Origin of the sequence: Alkanindiges illinoisensis DSM 15370, from assembly GCF_000619845.1 — a bacterium.
Lineage (GTDB): Bacteria > Pseudomonadota > Gammaproteobacteria > Pseudomonadales > Moraxellaceae > Alkanindiges > Alkanindiges illinoisensis.
Genome location: NZ_JHUX01000004.1, coordinates 441,013 through 460,914, shown reverse-complemented (window position 1 = coordinate 460,914; position 19,902 = coordinate 441,013). Strand labels below are relative to the sequence as shown.

The following is a 19,902-nucleotide window of genomic DNA, read 5'->3' as shown; positions in this document are numbered from 1 at the left end:
ATGAAAAAAAACCGGCTGTCCAGTGCCCTGTCCAGTATCGTGCTGCTGACATACAGTGTGCTTGCTGCTAATACACTGCTGCATGCAGCGCCTGCTTCTGGTATCACACCGGCAACAACGGTAAACAGTGATGATGCGGAAATGGAGCAGTCGGGTGACTTTGATCAACTCGACGGGATAAGGGATGAGGCGCAGGCCAGTTCAGCCAGTGCGCCCACCTATGATGATGTGCCGGTTGATGCCATCCGGCGTTTTGTCAGTATTTATGAAAAAGTCAAAGCCAATTATGTTGAACCGGTCGATGACAACGAGCTATTTGAAAATGCCCTGCATGGCCTGTTGTCCAAACTGGACCCGTATTCGGATTATCTGGATGCCAAAACCTATGAGGCATTACTGGATTTTACCGAAGGAGAAGTGGCACAAACCGGCCTGACCGTGCGTCCGCTCACAGGAGCTGATGCCAACTGGCAGATTGATCAGGTGGACTCAGGTTCGCCTGCAGCGCGTGCTGGTTTGCAGGAAGGTATGCTGCTGTACCGGATTGATGGTAAAAGTACCCGTAACCTTAGCCAGCATGATATTGACCAGTTATTGCGTGGCGCGGTGGGAACTACGGTTGAGCTGAGTGTGGCAGAATCCGGCAAGCACAGCCGCAACGTGCGGGTCATTCGGGCCACCCCGGAAGACAATGCCGTGAAGGTGATTGAAGAACCCAATGGCATCTTGGTACTTAAAGTGAGTGCCTTTCAAAGCCAGACCGCCAGCCAGATTAATCAGGCGATTGAAACCTATCAGAAAAATACGCCCCTCAAGGCTGTGCTGCTGGATTTACGGGATAATCCAGGCGGCTTGCTGTCTGCGGCTGTGGAAGTTGCCGACCTGTTTTTAAATCAGGGCTTGATTGTTTATACCAAGGGACGCGGCGAGCCGGAGCAGCGTTATCAGGCCGTACCGCCAGCACGCTATGCGCAGCTACCCATAGGTATACTGGTCAACCATTATTCTGCCTCAGCAGCGGAAGTGCTGGCCGGTGCCTTTCAGGATCACCAGCGCGCCATTGTGATTGGTGAAACCAGTTATGGCAAAGGCTCGGTACAAAAGCTGTGGCCGATTGCAGACGGTTACGCCATTAAGTTGACCGTTGCACGCTATTACACGCCCAAGGGTCGTCTGATCGAAGGCAAGGGAATTCAGCCGGATATTTTAATCAAGGACCAATTAAGCACGAATGACATCGACAATACGCTAAATAGCGGTGTGACGATGCTGCGAAAGTATTACCAGTTGCCCTGATCAGGTTTTTATGCTGAGTGAATGAATTCAGGATTCAACCTGACAATGAATTTTCTTTTAGGGCTTAAAAACTAAAAATCAGCATTCGTGCTGGTTTTTAGTTTTTATCGGACAGGAGATAAGATGTTTATCTTATAAGGCATAACAACGTTGTTTTATCTGCCCACCTCAGGCAAAGCCTTCCGTCTTGCGAATAGACGGATGAGACATATATGTCGCAAGGCATAGCGGCTTCGTTTATCTGTTCTACTCGAAGCACAGCTTCTCGTCTTGCAAGCAGGTAAAGCGATGCTTTACTTATCTGCTTTCATCCTCGTCATCGTTGTCGCTATCCAGCCCGAATTTTTTAAGCCTGTAGCGCAGTGAGCGAAAGGTCATGCCCAGTTTTTTGGCAGCAACCGTGCGATTCCAGTAGGAACTTTCCAGTGCCTGTAAAATCAATTGTTTTTCGATGTCTTCCAGATAGTTTTCCAGACCTTCACTGGGCAGGCCTTTGCTGTCCAGTTTATTATCCACGCGGTTTGGCGGCACCGCATCTGTTAGACAAGGGGGCTCTACAACCAGTTGCTGGGTAGACAAAACTGGCGGCTGACTACCGCCAAAACCGGGCAATTGCAGCGAATCCGGCTGGATTTCCTGTCCATCGCTTAAGGTCAGCGCCCGCTCCAGCACATTATGCAATTCACGCACATTGCCTGGAAAGCTGTATTGCATCAACGCCTGTTGGGCAGCCCTGGATAGTACCGGCTGGGCAATGTCCCATTCCTGACAAATTTTTTCAATAAAATTAGTGGCCAGTAGCAGGATATCTGAGCCACGGTCACGTAAGGGTGGCATGTTCACTTCAATTACATGAATGCGATAGTACAAATCCTGCCGGAATAAGCCCTGATGAACCAGTTGTTGCAGATTTTTGTGGGTGGCACTGAGCAGGCGGATATCCACGCTGATTTCCTGCTGGGTGCCAATGGGGCGAATCTTTTTTTCCTGAATGGCACGTAACAGCTTAACCTGCATAGACAGTGGCAGGTCAGCCACTTCATCAAGAAACAATGTACCGCCCTGTGCAGACTGAAACAGACCAACCTTGTCTTCAGTAGCGCCGGTAAAGCTGCCTTTTTTATGGCCAAAAAATTCACTTTCCATCAGTTCGCTGGGAATAGCACCACAGTTCACTGGAATAAACGGGCCATTGTTGCGCGGCCCCAACAGGTGAATGAGCCGTGCGGCCACTTCCTTGCCTGTGCCGGATTCACCACTGATGTACACTGGAGCTTGTGAGCGAGCCAGTTTATGCAGGGTAGCTTTAAGCTGCTGCATCACGGGCGATTTGCCCAGCAGTTTCTGGTCTTCAATACCCTGACTAACGAGTGGTTCCTGCGTATTTACTTTGAGTGCCTGTTCAATCAGGCTTTTGAGCCGGGGCATTTCAATGGGTTTGCTGACAAAGTCAAAGGCACCTGCTTTTAGCGCATCAATGGCGATATCCATACTGCCATAGGCGGTGATTACGGCCACTGGAAGCTGCGGATAATGCTGGCTGATGGTTTGTACCAGTTGCAGGCCGCTACCGTCCGGCAGGTTCAGATCGGTCAGGCAAACGTCAAACTTGGTCTTTTTTAGCAGTTGATGCGCCTGTTGCAGGCTGTCTGCCACATAGCAGTCGATATTCATGCGCTTGAGCGTCATGCGCATCAAAACGCGTAAATCTTCTTCGTCATCAACAATAAGAGCCAGTGGGCGGTTCACGTGCATGATCCTTCATGACAGGAGTAAATACAGGCCAAGCCTAACATGACTTGGTGGGGGAGCGAAACACAATCCGGAAGCAGGCGCCCCGGGTTTGTGGGACATATAATAACTGAGCATCATTGGCCTCACAAAATGCTTTTGACAAATACAGGCCAAGACCAGTGCCATTGGGTTCGGTGGTAAAAAATGGCTCAAACAGGGTTTTAATGGCACTGGCACTAAGGCCAGGGCCAGAGTCCATCACATCCAGCACTACATGCTGCTGCTCATTATGGCTGGCCAGCAACCGGATGACGGGCTGGTCATGCAGTTTCTTGCTGTGATGCACAGCATTTTGCAGCAGGTTAACCAGAATATGTTGCAGTTGTAAGGGATCAAACCAGACACTTAAACATTCCTGCACCTGAATCTGAATATATGGTTTAAGCTGCGGCACATTGTCATCAACCATCTCTGCAATCCACTGGCCTAGTGGGATTTTTTGCGGGCTTACCGGCTTGCGGCGTGACATTTGCAGAATATTTTCAATAATCAGATCCAGCCTGCGGGTCTGGCGCTGGATCATAGCCAGCAGTTCCTGATCGGTATCATCCAGATTGCTTTCGGCCATCAGCTCGCTGGCCTGGCTAATAGCCGCCAGCGGATTGCGGATTTCATGTGCAATACTGGCAGTGAGCTGGCCAAGAGATGCCAGCTTAAGCTGCTGTACCTGCTGATTAAGGCGTTGCAGGCTTTGCATGATCACCAGAAAATGACTACTTTTATCATCATGGTTGAGCCGGGTAAGCTGAATATTCAGATCCTGATGCTTGCCCTGCGGCTTTAATAAAAACTCATACTGCTGCTGATCCAGCGCCTGCTGGATATATTCTGCCAGTTGCGAGTTAATCCGGCCCAGTGGCTGGTTCATCATGTTGATAATAGGCAGGCTTAAGGAAAATGCCAGCTGCTGTGCAGCCTTGTTAATCAGCAAAATATTATGATGCTCATCCAGTACCAGCAGGCCGGTTTCAATTTGTTCCACGATTTGCTGGTTAATAGCCTGTAGCTGGTTAATTTCACGTGAGCGTTCCTGCGCCAGTCGCTCTACCAGCCGTAAACGCTGGGTAATCAACTGGCCAAATAGCGAAATACCAATAAAACTGGAGGCCAGGAGAGCCGCCCCACTAATGCCACGAATATCAGCATCCTGTGCCAGACTATAAAAAAACTGCTGGTAAATCACAGTAATGGCAGCAAACAGGGCAATGGCCAGCGCGCGCAAAGCTGGTAGCAGAATGTTGGCAGCCATCACCACCACCATATACAGCATGGACATTTGCAGGCTGGGGCCACCATTGGCGTAGAGCATCAGGGTGAGTGCACAAACATCCACCACTAACATGAAGCTAATCTGGTTATCCAGCTGATAGGGCCAGTGCCGTAACGACACATAGGACATCAGGGTCACAAAGGCATAGCCTGCCAGCGCATTTAAATATAAATACGGTGCGCTTCCCCCCACCACAGGGTTATTCAGGGTCATTAAAAACAGCGCAATCAGAAAAAATGACAGCGCCAGCCGGTAACCGGAATAAATCAGTACCAGCCGATATAAAACATTGGAATCGTAGGGCTGCTGAACCGCAGAAAACAGGCGCTTTATTTTAAACATTGACCTCTTCCCTGAGGAAATGAGTGAGCACAACAAGAAATATGCCCTATTATTACATGGTTTATTTAAAAACGCTGAGCCTACAAGGTGTTAAGCCAACAAACTTTAAAGCAGCTAAGGCTTAATCAGGCCATAGCGAATGGCCAGATGGGTCAGCTTCACATCGCTATCCACATCCAGTTTTTCAAAAATCCGGTAGCGGTAGGTATTGACGGTTTTAACACTAACAAACAGCCGGTCAGCAATTTCCTGGGCACTAATACAGTTGACCACCATCATGGCCACCTGCATTTCCCGTTCAGATAGTAGATCAAAGGGGGATTGCTGCTGTTCGGACAAATAGCTGCTGGCAATTTGTTCGGCAATATCAGCACTAAAATACTTGCCGCCCTGCATCACTTTCTTGACGGCTCGTACCATTTCAGACAATGGCGCACCTTTGGTAATATAACCCTTGGCACCGGCTTTTAATAACAAGGAAGGATAAGGTTCTTCGGCCAGACCACTCACCGCCAGAACCTTGATGGTGGGCACACTCTGAATCAGGCGCCGGGTGGTTTCCACCCCACCAATACCGGGCATATTGACATCCAGCAACACCACATCCGGATTTTCGCGCCGTGCCATATCAATGGCCATTTCCCCGGACTCGGCTTGACCGATGACTTCAATATCCACGGTATCGGCTAGCATCCGGCAAATGCCGGTACGGACGAGCTCGTGATCATCTACCACCAGAACTTTAATCAAACTGTGCCCTCCTTTACAAAACTGCAAAGTTTTTTGTTAATAGCAGCGAAAAGCGCTTGCCAAGTAGATGGGAATTTCGCCATTCTTATATTCTAGCTCGAATTTTATGTCATTGCATGGTCATTGGGTAGTCGTTACTCACACATGACCTGTTTGGCATTGTTGCAGGAAGCGTATTTTATGGCCAAATCAAAACACATTATTGCAAAGCAGCCAAAGTGGCGTTTAACTGGCTTGGCGTATCTGTCGCTGGCCGCAGGTATCATGGGTATGTCCGGTATGGGACAGGCCGCGGTGTACGAATCTACACAGGTTACAGCGGCACAGGGCAGCGGGCAAGTGTCATGGTCGGCAGATGAAGCCAGCCGGTTAATGCATGAAGACCGTGACAGCAGCGAAGTTGCTGTAGACGTGCGCCAGTTGCCAGGTCGTTCCGGTAATCTATCAACAGTGGTGGAGCGGGTTAAAGAGCCTGTTCGTCAACTGGGTACACAAATTGTTAACAGGCTGCAAGGCCAGCCTGAAGTCAGCGCGGCAGCGGCACTGGTACTGGATGCCCAGACTGGTGAGGTGCTATACAGCAAAAACATGGACAAGGCATTGCCGATTGCATCCATCTCCAAGCTCATGACCGCTGTGGTGACTGCAGATGCCCGACTCGACATGGCGCAGCGCATTGTATTGCAGCCCGAAGACTTTAATGGGCCAAAACGTGCCAGCTCCACCTTGCGTGTTGGCGATGAAATGAACCGCGCAGAAGTATTACTGCTGGCGCTGATGAAGTCGGAAAACCCGGCAGCAGCAGCACTGGCCCGAACCTATCCGGGTGGCAAGGCAGCCTTTATGGCCGCCATGAACAAAAAGGCGCGTGATCTGGGTATGACCTCAACCTGGTTTGGTGACCCAACCGGCCTTGATGCGCGCAATGTGGCGTCCGCCAAGGATCTGGGTACTCTGGTGCGCACGGCCTATCAATATGGCCTGATTCGCCAGTTTACCACCACGCCACATTATGACTTCAACCTGCCGACCCGGGTGTTGCGTTCCAACAACACCAATGCACTGGTGCGTGAAGGCAACTGGAACATTGGCTTGTCCAAAACTGGTTATATTAATGAAGCAGGTCGATGTGTGGTCATGCAGGCCAATATCAACCAGCGCCCTACTGTTGTGGTGTTACTGGGCGCCAGCAGCAGTGCTGGCCGCACCAATGATGCCAACCGTATTTTTACCTGGCTTAGTGGCGCACTGAATCGCTATAACTAACTAGTGCTAAATAGTGGGTTTTAAAACCCGCTTTACCCCACTAAAGATCCTCAATAAAAAACCCTGAATAATTTCAGGGTTTTTTATGGGCTTAAACAAGCTTTATAGTGTTATAGCCTGTTTATTCCATATTGGACAGGATGCCAGCCTTAACCTGTTCCAGTGTGGCATCAATGCCTAGCATCACGGCATCAGAGCATTGCTGAATGGCCGTATCCGGGTCTTTTAAACCATTGCCTGTTAGGGTACAAACAATCACTGAACCCTCAGGAATTTTGCCTGCCTTGATGTCACGCATGGCGCCACCTAGTGAAGCGGCCGAAGCAGGCTCACAGAAAATGCCTTCATACATGGCCAGCATGCGCTGGGCTTCCAGAATTTCCTGATCCTGTAGCTCATCAAACCAGCCGCCGGATTCTTTCATCACGGCATGCGCATGTTTCCAGCTTTGTGGATTGCCAATACGAATGGCCGTAGCCAGTGTTTCCGGGTCAGCAACCGGGCCACCACGCAGGAAGGGCGCAGAACCAGCCGCCTGATAGCCTACCATTTTTGGTCGAGCCTGTGCTGCTGCCATGCCGGTAAAGGCATCAGTTGATGGATCATACACGGCACGATTGGTGGCATAATGCAGCGGATCAACCGCATGTTCGGTATAGCCCATCCAGTGTGCGGTAATGTTACCAGCATTGCCTACGGGCAGGCAGTGGAAATCCGGTGCACGGCCCAGGGCTTCAACCACTTCAAACGCGGCGGTTTTCTGGCCCTGTAAGCGATACGGGTTGATGGAGTTCACAATTGTCACTGGTGCCTGATCAGCCACTTCTTTGACCAGTTGCATGCCCGCATCAAAGTTGCCACGGATTTGCAGGGTAATGGCGCCATACATCATGGCTTGCGCCATTTTACCCATGGCAATTTTGCCTTCAGGAATCAGCACAAATGCCTTGATACCCGCACGGGCTGCATAAGCAGCAGCGGCAGCAGAGGTATTGCCGGTCGAGGCGCAAATAATGGCCTTGCTACCTTCTTCAACTGCTTTGGTTACGGCCATGGTCATGCCACGATCCTTGAATGATCCGGTTGGATTCAGGCCTTCATACTTGACATAAATTTCAACATCCTTGCCAATTAAGCCTGGAATGTTTTCCAGTTTGATCAAGGGCGTATTGCCTTCACCCAGAGAAATGGCGCGGGTGCTGGCAGAGACCGGCAGACGATCACGGTAACGATCAATTAGGCCAGTGTAACGGGTGGCGTTTGACATAGTAGTATTCCAATATTTTAGTCGACCAATAAGGCTGACTACAGGCTGTGTTCGCTGCCAGCATGGGCTGGACAGCCCTTAAAAATCAAAAATTTCGGATTAAATCCGGCTTAGCTGTCCAGTGTTTCCAAACGAATGCGCACAACAGGGGCACAAATGGCTGCTAGCTGTTCAATCTGGGTAATGGCGTCATTCATTTTGGCTTCCAGTACAGGCTGGGTCAGCAAAATAACTGGAACGCGGCCCTGATCCTGTGCTGGTTTTTGCAGGATGGCATCAATATTAATACCGGCACGGCTTAAAATGCCGGTGACTTCCGCCAGTACTCCCGGATGGTCTTCGGCATCCAGACGCAAATAATAGGCTGTAGTCATCTGGTCTGCCGCCAGAATTGGCGTATCGGCCAGTGCATCCGGCTGGAATGCCAAGTGCGGCACATAGCTGGCATTGTTTTGGGTGCTGATAAAGCGCACCAGATCCAGCACATCAGCCACCACTGCCGAAGCTGTTGGGCCAGAACCGGCACCCGCGCCATAATACAGGGTAGGGCCAACGGCATTGGACTGCACCAGTACGGCGTTCTTCACGCCATTCACATTGGCAATCAGGCGGGACTCTGGAATCAGGGTCGGATGCACACGCAATTCAATGCCATGCGCCAGACGGCGTGCCACACCCAAATGCTTGATGCGATAGCCTAGTTCTTCGGCGTAATTCACATCCTGCGCGGTCAGCTTGCTAATACCTTCGGTGTAGACTTTTTCAAATTGCAGCGGAATACCAAAAGCAATCGAGGCCAGCAGGGTCAGTTTATGCGCGGCATCAATCCCTTCAACATCAAAGGTTGGGTCAGCTTCGGCATAGCCCAATTCTTGTGCTTCCTTCAATACATCGGCAAAGGCACGGCCCTTGTCGCGCATTTCAGTCAGGATAAAATTACCTGTGCCGTTAATGATGCCCGCCAGCCATTCAATTTTGTTGGCAGCCAGCCCTTCACGCATTACCTTGATAATTGGAATACCACCGGCAACCGCCGCTTCAAAGGCAATTTGTACATTGTGCTGTTCGGCTTCCCTGAACAGTTCATTGCCATGTTCAGCCAGGAGTGCCTTGTTGGCTGTAACCACATGCTTGCCATGACGGATGGCTTCAAGCACCACATCATGGGCCTGGGATGTCCCGCCAATCACTTCAATGACAATATCGACATTATCCTGGCGTACAATCGACAGCAGGTCGTCGCTTTGCGCAATGCCATCCAGATTTAAATCAGGGCGTGGGCGACGTGTACCCACATGGGTAATTTGAATATCACGACCGGTACGACGCGCAATTTCTGCTGCGTTTTCTTGTAATAGTTTTAAGGCGCCACCACCTACGGTGCCTAGGCCTAAAATCGCCAGTCGGACTGGTTTCACCGTCACACTCCAAACAACTAAAAATAAAGGCACAAATCATAGCCAAAAACCGCTGGTTTCACCAGTCAAAAATTGGGATTTGCAGGCTGGTTCATCAGGGAATTTCTAAATTCGGGTTAAAAAAACAGGCCACTGTGGGCCTGTGATTCTTTTGCATTCTACAGAGTGGACAGATTACAGGCCCAGACGTTTTGCCAGTTCATCCGCTGTCAGGTAGCCACCCAGATATTTACCATCCACACTATAAATGGCTGGGGTGCCATTCACGCCAATTTGCTGGCCCAGGCTATGATGTTCCATTACCGGATTTTTGCATTGTGGGGCATTCACTGGTAGGCCCTTAATGGCGGTATTAAAGGCCGCGGCACGATCTTCACTGCACCAGATTGCGACCATGGCTGGTACAAACTGCTCGGCACGCGGCCAGGCCAGATAACGCACTTCAATACCCTTGGCATTAATGTTGGCCATTTCTTCATGCAGCTTGTGGCAATAAGGGCAACTGGCATCAGTAAATACATATACCACAGCCCGGGTGTTACCGCTGGGCTTATAGGTAATGGTGTCTTGCTGCTTCACACTGGCCAGTAAGGCTTTGGTATCGCCAGACTGTAATTCTTCACTGATGTTATGCACGTTGTTTTTGTCCAGACGCACCACATCGCCCTGGAAAATATACTTGCCATCAGCAGTGGCATAGACCGACGGCAGGCCTTCGAGGCTTACCCAGTACATATTGGGCAGTTCGGTGCGGCGCACAGTAGTGACTTTGGCATTAATCCCGGACGCTTTCAGGTTTTTGCTTAAGGTATCCTTAAAACGGGTGTTGGCATTGCGCTCAGTAATGTCCATGGCTTCACCAGCAGCTGGCGCGGTTGCGGTCATGGAGTTATCAGGAGCTGAACTGGTATCAGCATTGGAGCAGCCAGACAGGCTAAAACCCAGTATCACCGCCGCCATTGACGTGAGGACAAACCGCATAATGAATCCTTAAACTGATTGGTATAAATACATTGTAAATTGCCGTGTAGTCAGCCTGCCTGAGGCAGAAGCAAGCTGATACAAAGAGGCACAGCATAACAAAAAACCATTTTCCCCGCTTGATTTTGCAGCAGCACTAGCCGGATTTTTCTGTGAGCAAATATGCCAATACGGCTGCTGAAGGCTTAACCGCGTGGATGATGCTGGTGATGCAGTTCCTGCAAGCGGGCGCGTGCCACGTGGGTATAAATCTGTGTGGTGGACAGGTCACTGTGGCCCAGCAGCATTTGCACCGCACGCAGGTCAGCACCATGATTCAGCAAATGAGTGGCAAAGGCATGGCGCAGGGTATGCGGTGACAGTTCGGTTTGAATATTGGCTTGCAGCGCATAGCGCTTGATGCTGTGCCAGAAGTTTTGCCGCGTCATCAGGCCACCGCGCGAGCTTAAAAATACCCCGTCATGCTGCTGGGCTGACAGGGCAGAACGTCCCTGCTGAATATATTTTTCCAGCCATTCCACGGCAATATCACCCAGTGGCACCAACCGTTCCTTATTGCCCTTGCCTTTCACCCGTAAAAATCCGGCACGCAGGTTCAAGGCATCCAGCGGCAGGCCAATCAGTTCGGTCACGCGCAGTCCACAGGCATATAGTACTTCCAGCATGGCACGGTCACGCAGGCCAATCGGGGTATTGATATCCGGTGCATCCAGCAAGGCTTCAACATCGGCCTGGCTTAAATCCTTGGGCAGGGGGTGGCCCTGCTGCGGGTTTTTCTGGTCTTGCGTAGGATTGTCCTCGCGCAGGCCCAGTTCGCGCTGGTGCTTGAAAAACTGGCGCAATGCCGATAACGCGCGTGAAATGGAACGCGGGCTTTTTTGCTGCTGATGCAAAAACAGCAGATAGTCACTCACCTGCTGCTTGCTCCACGCTGGCAAGTCCGTATCAATAAAATCCTGTGCCTGACACAGATCAGACAGGTAGGCATTACGGGTATGCGGACTCACGGCCTGACCAATCAGGTATTCACGAAACTGCTGTAGCCACGGCGCATGTTCTGGCAGCTTGACCGGCGTTGGCAGGCGAGGTGCTTTGGCCACACTTTTGCGTGGCGTGGCCTTGCGGGCAGCAGACCGGATTAAGGCAGTGGTGGATGAAGCAGGCATGGTTAGCACACTAAAAACGGCAGATGGTTTACTATAATCTTTCTGGCAATCACTGTGCCATAGTCATCATTGCCTAACTTGAATGTTGCATGATCTGGAAATTGCCAATCATGCTGGCTGTCTAAGCAATAGCAGTAAAGACAGCGTCAACTCTAAAAACCTATTAAACAAAACTTAAAAAAACTGCTGGCATCCGCCGATTTTGTAAACAAAGTCATTTTTTTCGTAGGATTTAAAGGTGTAAGCGATTACACTTAACGATTAGTAATTATTCTCATTTTGAGAGTGGCGCTAGCCTGCTGATGCTGCCGCAAATTCAAATTATTGCAGGTCAACCAATAATCCAGATCATGATCGGGATCAATGGCGCTTTGAATTACTGATGTTTTGAAAATCTAACTTTTGGAAGATCATGGTGCGACTTTCCCAGCTTAAACGGCATCAACAGGCAATTATTACTGCCGTGACCAGCGCCGTAACGCCTGCCACGATAACTGCAATGCAGGATTCAGTATTACAGGATTCCGCATCGACTCCTCAGGCTGATCCCATTGGCCGACGCCTGCAAACACTGGGCTTTATTCCCGGAGAGCAAGTGACCGTACTGGCGTTGGGCTTGTTTGGTGGTGATCCCGTGCTGGTGCAGATTGGGTTTACCCGCTTTGCCCTGCGCCGGAGCGAGGCAGATCGTATTCAGGTTGAGGTTAAGGCATGAGCGCAGTTGAAAGTATGTCATCCATAAATAATATTGCACTGGTGGGCAACCCCAACTGCGGCAAAACCTCACTGTTTAACCATTTAACTGGCGCACGGCAAAAAGTGGCCAATTATGCCGGGGTTACCGTTGAGCGCAAGGAAGGTTTTTTAAAGTTACCTTCGGGGCGGCAGGTGCGAATTCTGGATTTGCCGGGCGCTTATAGTCTGGATGCCACCAGTCCCGATGAGGCCATTACCCGCGCGGTATGCCTGGGCGAGCTGGCCAGTGAAAAAGTGCCTGACCTGCTGGTATGTGTGGTGGATGCCACTAACTTGCGTCTTCATCTGGGCTTTGCACTGGAAATTCGCCAGTTAGGCCGGCCCATGCTGCTGGTGCTAAACATGATGGATGAAGCCAAACGGCGTGGTATCCAGATTGATAGCCAAAAGCTGGCACAGGAAATGGGTGTGCCCGTGGTAGAAACTGTGGCGGTGAAGTCCAGCGGTATCAGCGACCTGCTGCAAACCTTGGAACAGGCTGACTTTAAGCCCACGATCCCGGTTAAACAACTGGATCGTCATGCCGAAGTGAACCGAATTCTGACTAGTGCTGTGATCATTCCGGATTTCCGTGATCGCCGTACCGAAATGCTGGATCGGTTGTTTTTGCATCCGGTGCTGGGCTTGCTGTCGCTGGCCATTTTAATGTTTGTGGTGTTTCAGGCGGTATTTGCCTGGGCTGCGCCATTTATGGATGGTATTGAGGCAGGCTTTGGCTGGCTGTCCGAAGTGGCCGGGCCTTATATTAGCAATGATTTGCTGCGCAGTCTGGTGGTGGATGGCATTATTGCCGGGGCAGGCGGCGTGGTGGTGTTCCTGCCACAAATTCTAATTTTGTTCTTTTTTATTCTGGTGCTGGAAGAAACTGGCTACCTGCCACGTGCGGCCTTTTTGCTGGACAAGCTGATGTTTAAGGCAGGCTTGAGTGGCCGCGCCTTTATTCCGCTACTGTCCAGTTTTGCCTGTGCCATTCCCGGCATTATGGCTACCCGTACCATCAATGACCCGCGTGACCGACTCACCACCATCATGGTGGCACCACTAATGACCTGTTCGGCCCGGCTGCCGGTATATGCGTTGCTGATTGGCGCGTTTATTCCGTCTACGCAGGTATGGGGGCTGTTTAACCTACAGGGGTTGGTGTTGTTTGGGTTGTATTTTGCCGGAATTGTCAGTGCGCTACTGGTGTCTTATGTGATTAAGCTGCTGCGGCGTGACAAAAGCGAACATGCGCTCATTATGGAATTGCCCACCTATCGCATTCCGGATTTTCGCAATGTGCTGCTGGGTGTATACGAACGTGGTACTATTTTCCTCAAGCGGGTAGGCGGCATTATTTTTGCCCTGACCGTCATTTTATGGTTTTTGTGTACTTTTCCGCAGCCGCCGGTGGATGCCAGCATGCCTGCTATTGACTATAGTCTGGCGGGCCGTTTGGGTCATTTGATTCAGCCAGTTTTTGCGCCACTGGGCTTTACCTGGGAAATCTGTATTGCGCTGATTCCCGCCATGGCCGCGCGTGAAGTGGTGGTGGCGGCACTGGGCACGGTCTATGCCATGTCCGGCGATGAAGATGCCATTGCACAAGGTCTGGGTCAGTACATTACCGGCGAGCATGGCTGGGGTCTGGCCACAGGTTTGGCCTTACTTGTGTGGTTCATTTTTGCGCCACAATGTCTGGCCACACTGGCAACCGTGAAGCGTGAAACCGGATCATGGCGCTATGTGGCGATTATGACCACCTATTTGTTTGGATTGGCTTATCTGGCTTCATTGGTCACGTATCAGGTGGCACACTATTACTGGGGCTAGTTATTGGAGTTAGTAATGATTAAGCTGATTCCCGTCCGGTAATCAGTTTAGGCATTGGGTAAAAGTGCTTTAAATGCCAACTTAAATTGTAGCAAGCGTGGAGTAGATCATGGCTGATGTCACACAAGGTTTAATGCAAAATCTGGTGCAATATCTGATTATTGCCGGGTTGCTGCTGTGGAGCTGCTATGTGGTGCTACGGCGTTTTATGCCCAAAACCAGCTTTAAATGGCAGCAGGCAATGGCAGTATGGCTTGCCAATAAACGCTTTGTTCGGTTAAGTGGCTGGCTGATGCCAAAAGCTGTGCAAAGTGGTTGTTCTGCCGGTTGTTCAGATTGTCATGTGGATAGTTCAGCTGCGAATAGTTCAAAGACGAATAGCTCAAAGACTGCATGCGCAACAGAAATGCCTAAGCTACATGATGGAAAAGAGCAGCCAGTGCAGTGGCGTTAAATCTAATGTTCTAGGTTGGGAAAAGCAATTTTTATCCTTAAAAAATTAATATTTAAATAATTTTAAAAAATCAGCTTATGCTTTTTTTAATCAACTGAGCCATACATGGACGTTTCCAATAATACGCTGCGACACCGTAACGCCCAAATTGATGTGTTACGTGGCATTTCTATTGTGCTGGTGCTTTTACATCATTTTAATATTCCCTACAAATTACATGATACATGGCTGTCCGTTGATATTGCCGGGCAAAGCCTGATCACCGCCATTGCCCGTAATGGCAATTATGGCGTCACGATGTTTTTTGTGATTTCCGGGTTTTTAATAACCTCGCATAGCCTTGGCCGCTGGCATTCTTTAAATCATATAAATGTTCGCACATTTTACTGGTCACGTATTGCGCGGATTTTGCCTTGCCTGTTATTGCTGCTGTTGATGGTGAATAGTTTAGGCATGCTGGGGTTAAAGCCATTTATTAATCAGGCGCCGAATGGCATTGAAGTGTCTACTGCCATAACCAATCTGGCTGCACTCACCTTGTGGATGAATCAGCTGATTATTCAATATGGCTGGGTCAATTATGCCTTAGGCGTGCTGTGGTCTTTATCGGTAGAGGAAGTGTTTTATCTGGCCTTTCCTTTAGCCTGTTTAGGTTTAAAAACATCGCGGCAGTTTGCATTGTTTTTAGGCTTTTTTGTGCTGGCCGCACCTGTCTATCGCTGGCTGCATTTTGGCGAAGACAGCGAAGCTTATCTGTATGGCTACCTGGCCAGTTTTGATAGCATTGCCATTGGTTGCGCAACTGCCTTGCTGGCAAACCGGATTAACCTTGCTTTTTTCCAGCGCCGGATGGTGCAGGGACTAAGCATTGTTGGCATGACGCTGTTTTATTTATATGCGCCGATTAAGGAAACCAATACGCTGGGAGTTACCCTGATGGCCTGCGGTACGGCCATTTTAATTCTGGGTGGCTTGCAAGCTAAAAGCAGTTTGCACGCACAGGCTGTAATGCCGCCAAATTTATTAAAACAGGGCTTGTTAAAAGGAACCCTTTGTACGCTAGGACGCTATAGCTATGAGCTTTACCTGTTTCATTTAATTATTTTAGGTCTCATCAAGGTGGCTGTTCCCCCTGCAACTGCAACCGCTCATGAAAAGCTACTATTGTTGCTGATATTTTTGGCCGGAACCTTCATGCTGGCTTTTGCTATTGCCCGGTTTTATTCCATTCCCTTAAATCGCTGGATCAGGCAAAAGACAACAATCAGTCAGTAAAAACGGCTTGCGGTGAAAGTATTTTTGATGGCCTGAAACATAAAAAATCTTTGCTGTTTTACGGTTTAAACCCCCGCAAAGCCTGCCGGGAATGATACCATTTTCCCTTTAACATATTTGGCGTACAAGAGGGTAGAACATGCTGATTCAGCGCGGTGGGCTACGGGTCGTGGCAGGTCTGGGCAAAACAGGCGTATCGGTTGTCCGGCACCTGATTGGGCTTGGCTATCCGGTGGCAGTGACAGACACCCGCATGGAACCGCCGGGGCTGGCAGATGTGCCTTCCGGAGTGGAGTGTTCGCTGGGCGGGCTGGATGCTGATCTGCTGAATAAGGCTGAAGAAATTATTTTAAGTCCCGGCCTTGATCCCAAGCTACCAGAGTTGCTGGAAGCGCAACAGCATGGGGCCAAAATCATTGGCGATATCCAGTTGTTGCGCCGTGCCACCAATGTGCCGATTGTGGCGATTACTGGTTCCAATGCCAAAAGTACGGTGACCACACTGGTCGGTGAAATGGCCAGGCAGGCAGGCAAGCGTGTGGCGGTGGGTGGCAATCTGGGCACGCCAGCACTGGATTTGCTGGAAAATGATCCTGAACTGATTGTACTGGAGCTGTCCAGTTTCCAGCTTGAAACAACCTCTAACCTGTCGGCAGCCGTTGCTGTGATCCTGAATATGAGTGAAGACCATCTGGATCGCCACGGCGACATGCTGGGTTATCATCAGGCCAAGCACCGGATTTTTCAGAATTGCCAGAAATTTGTCTTTAACCGTGATGATGGCTTAACCCGTCCGCTGGTGCCTGACCAGATTGGCAGCATCAGCTTTGGCCTCAATGCCCCTGACATGAACCAGTATGGTGTACTGCGTGATGCTGATGGTACAGCCTGGCTGGCGCGTGGCCGTTTCCGTTTGATGAATGCTGCGGATATGCCGATACAGGGCAATCATAATATTGCCAATGCACTGGCCGCACTGGCGCTGGGTGAATCCATCGGGCTTGAACTGGAAAGTATGCTGCAAACCTTGAAAATCTTTAAGGGCTTGCCGCATCGCTGCGAGTTTGTGGCGCAAAGCAGTAATAATGTACGGTTTTACAATGATTCCAAAGGTACCAATGTAGGCGCTACGCTGGCAGCCATTGAAGGGCTTGGCGCACCACTCGCCATTCAGCAGCACAAGTTACTGGTGATTCTGGGCGGCGAAGGCAAGGGGCAGGACTTTAAGCCGCTGGCTGCCGCACTGGGACGTTATGCACGGGCTGCCATTGTAATGGGCGAAGATGCTGCGCACATTGAACAGGCCATTGCTGCCCAAGTGCAGGTGATTCATGTCACCAGTTTGCAACAGGCGGTAGAAACTGCTGATAGTCTGGCCCAGCCAGGTGATGCGGTATTGCTGTCACCGGCCTGCGCCAGTTTTGACATGTTTTTAAATTATCAGGATCGGGGCGAGCAGTTCATTCAGTGCGTCAAGACATTAGTAAATAGCGCCGAATAAGCCGCCATTGTTACAGGATTGAACCATGAAACTTGCCTTACGCCAGTGGTGGCAAAACAACAAGTTTACTTTTACAACGCCAGCCCTCATGGATGAAATCACCGCCAAGCGCCTGTTGGTGTTTACCGTGATTAGCCTGCTGTGTCTGGGTACAGTGATGATTACCTCGGCGTCCATGCCCTATGGTGATTATATTAACGACCAGCCACTGTATTTTATTAAACGCCACATGATTTATCTGGTGCTGGGCGCTATTGCACTCACCACCACGTTTTTCGTGCCACTGCGTTACTGGTTTAAAAACACCATTTTACTGTGGCTGATGGCGCTGGGTTTGCTGACTGTGGTGCTGATGCTGCCGGAAGTCAACGGTTCCAAACGCTGGATTACCTTACCCGGCTTTACCTTTCAGCCCTCGGAATTTGCCAAGTTTGTCATGGTGCTGTTTATTGCCGACTACGTGGTGCGTCGTTCCGATGAAATCCGCTTTAGCCTCAAAGGCTTGTTGCGTCTGCTGATTCCAATGGGAAGCGTACTGCTGCTGATTATGCTGGAGCCGGATCTTGGCGCGTCGGTGGTGATTGTTGGCAGCATGATGGCCGTGTTCTTTCTGGCTGGTGCGCCGCCCAAGCAATTTGGTGCCATGCTGCTGACTGCAGTGGGTGCCGTGGCAGTTGCCATTCTGGCTTCACCGTGGCGCGTCAAGCGCCTGCTGTCATTTACCAATCCCTGGGCTGATGAACAAGGCGATGGTTATCAGCTCAAGCAAAGCTTAATTGCCTTTGGCCGTGGTGAGTGGACAGGTACGGGGCTTGGCCATAGTGTACAAAAGCTGTCTTATTTGCCGGAAGCACACACCGATTTCATGTTGGCGATTGTGGGCGAAGAATTGGGTTTTGTGGGCATTTCGATTTTGTTTACCCTGTCATTTTTGATGGTGGCTGCCTGTATGCGCATTGGCTATCTGGCGCTCAAAAACAATCATTTGCGTGCGGGCTATCTGGCTTACGGCATTTCGGTGATTTTTGTCATTCAGATATGCGTAAATGGTGGCATGAACATGGGACTGATGCCGACCAAGGGCCTGACCCTACCATTTATCAGTTATGGCGGCACGGCGCTGGTGGTATCACTGATGATGATCGGGGTGATTTTACGCATTGAACGGGAAACCAGTGAAACGGCAACGGTTCGTGAGCGTTGATTAAATTTAATTAAAATCATCATTACCAGAAGGCGGCAATTGCTGCCTTTTGTTTTTTAAGGCGATGATTAAAGGCTAAAAGATGGAAATATAAAGATAAGATTATGGATTTAATTATTAATACGATAGATAAATCAAAAAATAAGGATATAACAGGATTATAAAAGTACAGGAAAACATGAAATGCTAAAACAATCCCAAGGAAAACAGTTTCATTTGCATGACTGGTCTTTAATTGGCTTCTATATAAATTGGCAGCAAGCAATAATTGAAATTGAACTTTTATATGGTACAGGGAAAGCAAGAATGCTCATTAAGGATTTCACTACTCTTGACGTTTCTCAAAAAAATGATTGGGGTAAAAGCATATTAATTAATAGTTCTAACGGGCCGCTATCACTAGAAAATGGGCTGATGTATCTAGAAATTGAAATGCAGTCTGGAGACCTGATTAAAATAGAAGGCAAAAATTTTGAACTATGGAAAGATTAATAATTTGATATTTATGAATAGTATCGCATTCCTGTAAGTTGGCAGGATCGTTTGCATGGTAAAGAGTTATCTCTGCCATTATTAGGGCAATTGAGTTTGTCGAAACCAGACTTTTGAAAGAGATCTTATGTATCAACTGTTTATTGCTAATAAAAATTATTCGTCATGGTCGCTGCGTCCGTGGCTATTGATGAAAGAACTGGGTATTCCTTTTAAAGAGCATATTTACCTTTTCGGTGAAAATAACTGGGACAACTTTAGTACTTTTTCTCCCACGGGCAAAGTGCCCTGTTTAAAACTGGGAGAAATGGTAGTTTGGAATTCCTTGGCCATTGTCGAGTTTCTGGGGGAACATCATGCTGGTGTTTAGCCGATTGATCAGATGGCTAGAGCTTGGGCACGCTGTGCTGCTGCAGAAATGCATTCAGGGTTTTCGAGCTTACGTGAAATATGCCCCATGAATGTTAGTTTAAAAGTACAAATGCAAAGTATCCCTGCTATGCTGCAAAAAGACATTACCCGTATTGATGAATTATGGCAGGAAGGGTTAAACCGTTTTGGTGGCGAGTTTTTAGCAGGAAATAGTTTTACTGCTGTAGATGCATTTTTTGCACCTGTCGCACTAAGGATAGAAACCTATCAGCTCAAACTTAGTGAGCCGGTACTGGCTTATGCAGCAAGGTTACGTGCTTTGCCAGCAGTTCAGGAATGGATTGAAGCAGGGCAGCTGGAACCGCGCCATGAAGCACATGAACTGGCTTGTTTAAGGCATGGAAAGGTAGAGGGTGATATGCGTATCTCTTAGAAAATAATTAATATATAAAAACGCCTTACCTGAGAATTGAACTACTTCTATTG

The 19,902-nt window shown here is 49.3% G+C and carries 18 protein-coding genes; 11 read left to right on the top strand and 7 right to left on the bottom strand.

Going from position 1 to position 19,902, the window contains the following annotated elements; all coding sequences use genetic code 11:
• Nucleotides 1–1,296, top strand: coding sequence for a S41 family peptidase (locus tag Q337_RS17530; RefSeq protein WP_051526804.1), 1,296 nt, complete (start codon nucleotides 1–3; stop codon nucleotides 1,294–1,296).
• A gap of 297 nt (nucleotides 1,297–1,593) precedes the next feature.
• Here Q337_RS17530 and Q337_RS0110980 read toward each other — a convergent pair whose 3' ends face one another.
• The 3 genes from Q337_RS0110980 to gacA all read right to left on the bottom strand — a co-directional run bounded on the left by Q337_RS0110980 (nucleotide 1,594) and on the right by gacA (nucleotide 5,452).
• Nucleotides 1,594–3,051 carry a sigma-54-dependent transcriptional regulator gene (locus Q337_RS0110980; protein WP_026471633.1) on the bottom strand — a complete coding sequence of 486 codons (1,458 nt, stop codon included), beginning with the start codon at nucleotides 3,049–3,051 and terminating at the stop codon, nucleotides 1,594–1,596.
• A gap of 34 nt (nucleotides 3,052–3,085) precedes the next feature.
• Nucleotides 3,086–4,702: a two-component system sensor histidine kinase NtrB gene (locus tag Q337_RS17525; protein WP_051526803.1), complete on the bottom strand. Its 1,617-nt coding sequence runs from the start codon at nucleotides 4,700–4,702 to the stop codon at nucleotides 3,086–3,088.
• A 114-nt stretch (nucleotides 4,703–4,816) separates the two neighbouring features.
• Nucleotides 4,817–5,452 carry a response regulator transcription factor GacA gene (gene gacA / locus Q337_RS0110970; protein WP_026471632.1) on the bottom strand — a complete coding sequence of 212 codons (636 nt, stop codon included), beginning with the start codon at nucleotides 5,450–5,452 and terminating at the stop codon, nucleotides 4,817–4,819.
• A 180-nt stretch (nucleotides 5,453–5,632) separates the two neighbouring features.
• Between gacA and Q337_RS0110965 the strand changes: the two genes are divergently transcribed.
• Entirely contained in the window at nucleotides 5,633–6,718 is a 1,086-nt protein-coding gene (locus Q337_RS0110965; protein WP_407636771.1) for a serine hydrolase, read from the top strand.
• A gap of 121 nt (nucleotides 6,719–6,839) precedes the next feature.
• On the opposite strand, the gene thrC is transcribed toward Q337_RS0110965, so the two are convergent.
• From thrC to xerD, 4 genes are all read right to left on the bottom strand, one after another.
• Complete coding sequence (gene thrC, locus Q337_RS0110960; RefSeq protein WP_026471630.1) at nucleotides 6,840–7,985, bottom strand: threonine synthase; 1,146 nt, start codon at nucleotides 7,983–7,985, stop codon at nucleotides 6,840–6,842.
• 110 nt (nucleotides 7,986–8,095) lie between these two features.
• A complete protein-coding gene (locus Q337_RS0110955) occupies nucleotides 8,096–9,403 on the bottom strand; it encodes a homoserine dehydrogenase (RefSeq protein ID WP_026471629.1) in 1,308 nt (435 codons plus the stop codon).
• Between the two features lie 174 nt (nucleotides 9,404–9,577).
• Nucleotides 9,578–10,384, bottom strand: coding sequence for a DsbC family protein (locus tag Q337_RS0110950; RefSeq protein WP_026471628.1), 807 nt, complete (start codon nucleotides 10,382–10,384; stop codon nucleotides 9,578–9,580).
• A 185-nt stretch (nucleotides 10,385–10,569) separates the two neighbouring features.
• Nucleotides 10,570–11,550 carry a site-specific tyrosine recombinase XerD gene (gene xerD / locus Q337_RS0110945; protein ID WP_084494802.1) on the bottom strand — a complete coding sequence of 327 codons (981 nt, stop codon included), beginning with the start codon at nucleotides 11,548–11,550 and terminating at the stop codon, nucleotides 10,570–10,572.
• 415 nt (nucleotides 11,551–11,965) lie between these two features.
• Here xerD and Q337_RS0110935 point away from each other — a divergent pair, with 415 nt between their 5' ends.
• The 9 genes from Q337_RS0110935 (at nucleotide 11,966) to Q337_RS19110 (ending at nucleotide 19,849) form a co-directional block, all read left to right on the top strand.
• Complete coding sequence (locus Q337_RS0110935) at nucleotides 11,966–12,265, top strand: FeoA family protein (RefSeq protein ID WP_026471626.1); 300 nt, start codon at nucleotides 11,966–11,968, stop codon at nucleotides 12,263–12,265.
• A 14-nt stretch (nucleotides 12,266–12,279) separates the two neighbouring features.
• Nucleotides 12,280–14,118, top strand: a complete 1,839-nt coding sequence (feoB, locus tag Q337_RS0110930) for a ferrous iron transporter B (protein ID WP_026471625.1) — start codon at nucleotides 12,280–12,282, stop codon at nucleotides 14,116–14,118.
• A gap of 109 nt (nucleotides 14,119–14,227) precedes the next feature.
• Nucleotides 14,228–14,572 (top strand): DUF6587 family protein, encoded by a 345-nt coding sequence (locus Q337_RS17520; RefSeq protein ID WP_051526802.1) that lies wholly within the window; start codon nucleotides 14,228–14,230, stop codon nucleotides 14,570–14,572.
• Nucleotides 14,573–14,677: 105 nt separating this feature from the next.
• Nucleotides 14,678–15,847 carry an acyltransferase family protein gene (locus Q337_RS0110920; RefSeq protein WP_026471624.1) on the top strand — a complete coding sequence of 390 codons (1,170 nt, stop codon included), beginning with the start codon at nucleotides 14,678–14,680 and terminating at the stop codon, nucleotides 15,845–15,847.
• Between the two features lie 139 nt (nucleotides 15,848–15,986).
• On the top strand, nucleotides 15,987–17,348 hold the full coding sequence (murD, locus tag Q337_RS0110915; protein ID WP_026471623.1) for a UDP-N-acetylmuramoyl-L-alanine--D-glutamate ligase: 1,362 nt from the start codon (nucleotides 15,987–15,989) through the stop codon (nucleotides 17,346–17,348).
• Nucleotides 17,349–17,373: 25 nt separating this feature from the next.
• Nucleotides 17,374–18,552, top strand: a complete 1,179-nt coding sequence (ftsW, locus tag Q337_RS17515; protein ID WP_051526801.1) for a putative lipid II flippase FtsW — start codon at nucleotides 17,374–17,376, stop codon at nucleotides 18,550–18,552.
• Nucleotides 18,553–18,735: 183 nt separating this feature from the next.
• Nucleotides 18,736–19,044, top strand: a complete 309-nt coding sequence (locus Q337_RS0110905) for a hypothetical protein (RefSeq protein WP_051526800.1) — start codon at nucleotides 18,736–18,738, stop codon at nucleotides 19,042–19,044.
• A 127-nt stretch (nucleotides 19,045–19,171) separates the two neighbouring features.
• Nucleotides 19,172–19,414, top strand: a complete 243-nt coding sequence (locus Q337_RS19115) for a glutathione S-transferase N-terminal domain-containing protein (protein ID WP_211253610.1) — start codon at nucleotides 19,172–19,174, stop codon at nucleotides 19,412–19,414.
• 87 nt (nucleotides 19,415–19,501) lie between these two features.
• Nucleotides 19,502–19,849 (top strand): glutathione S-transferase C-terminal domain-containing protein, encoded by a 348-nt coding sequence (locus Q337_RS19110; RefSeq protein WP_211253609.1) that lies wholly within the window; start codon nucleotides 19,502–19,504, stop codon nucleotides 19,847–19,849.
• Nucleotides 19,850–19,902: the final 53 nt, after the last annotated feature.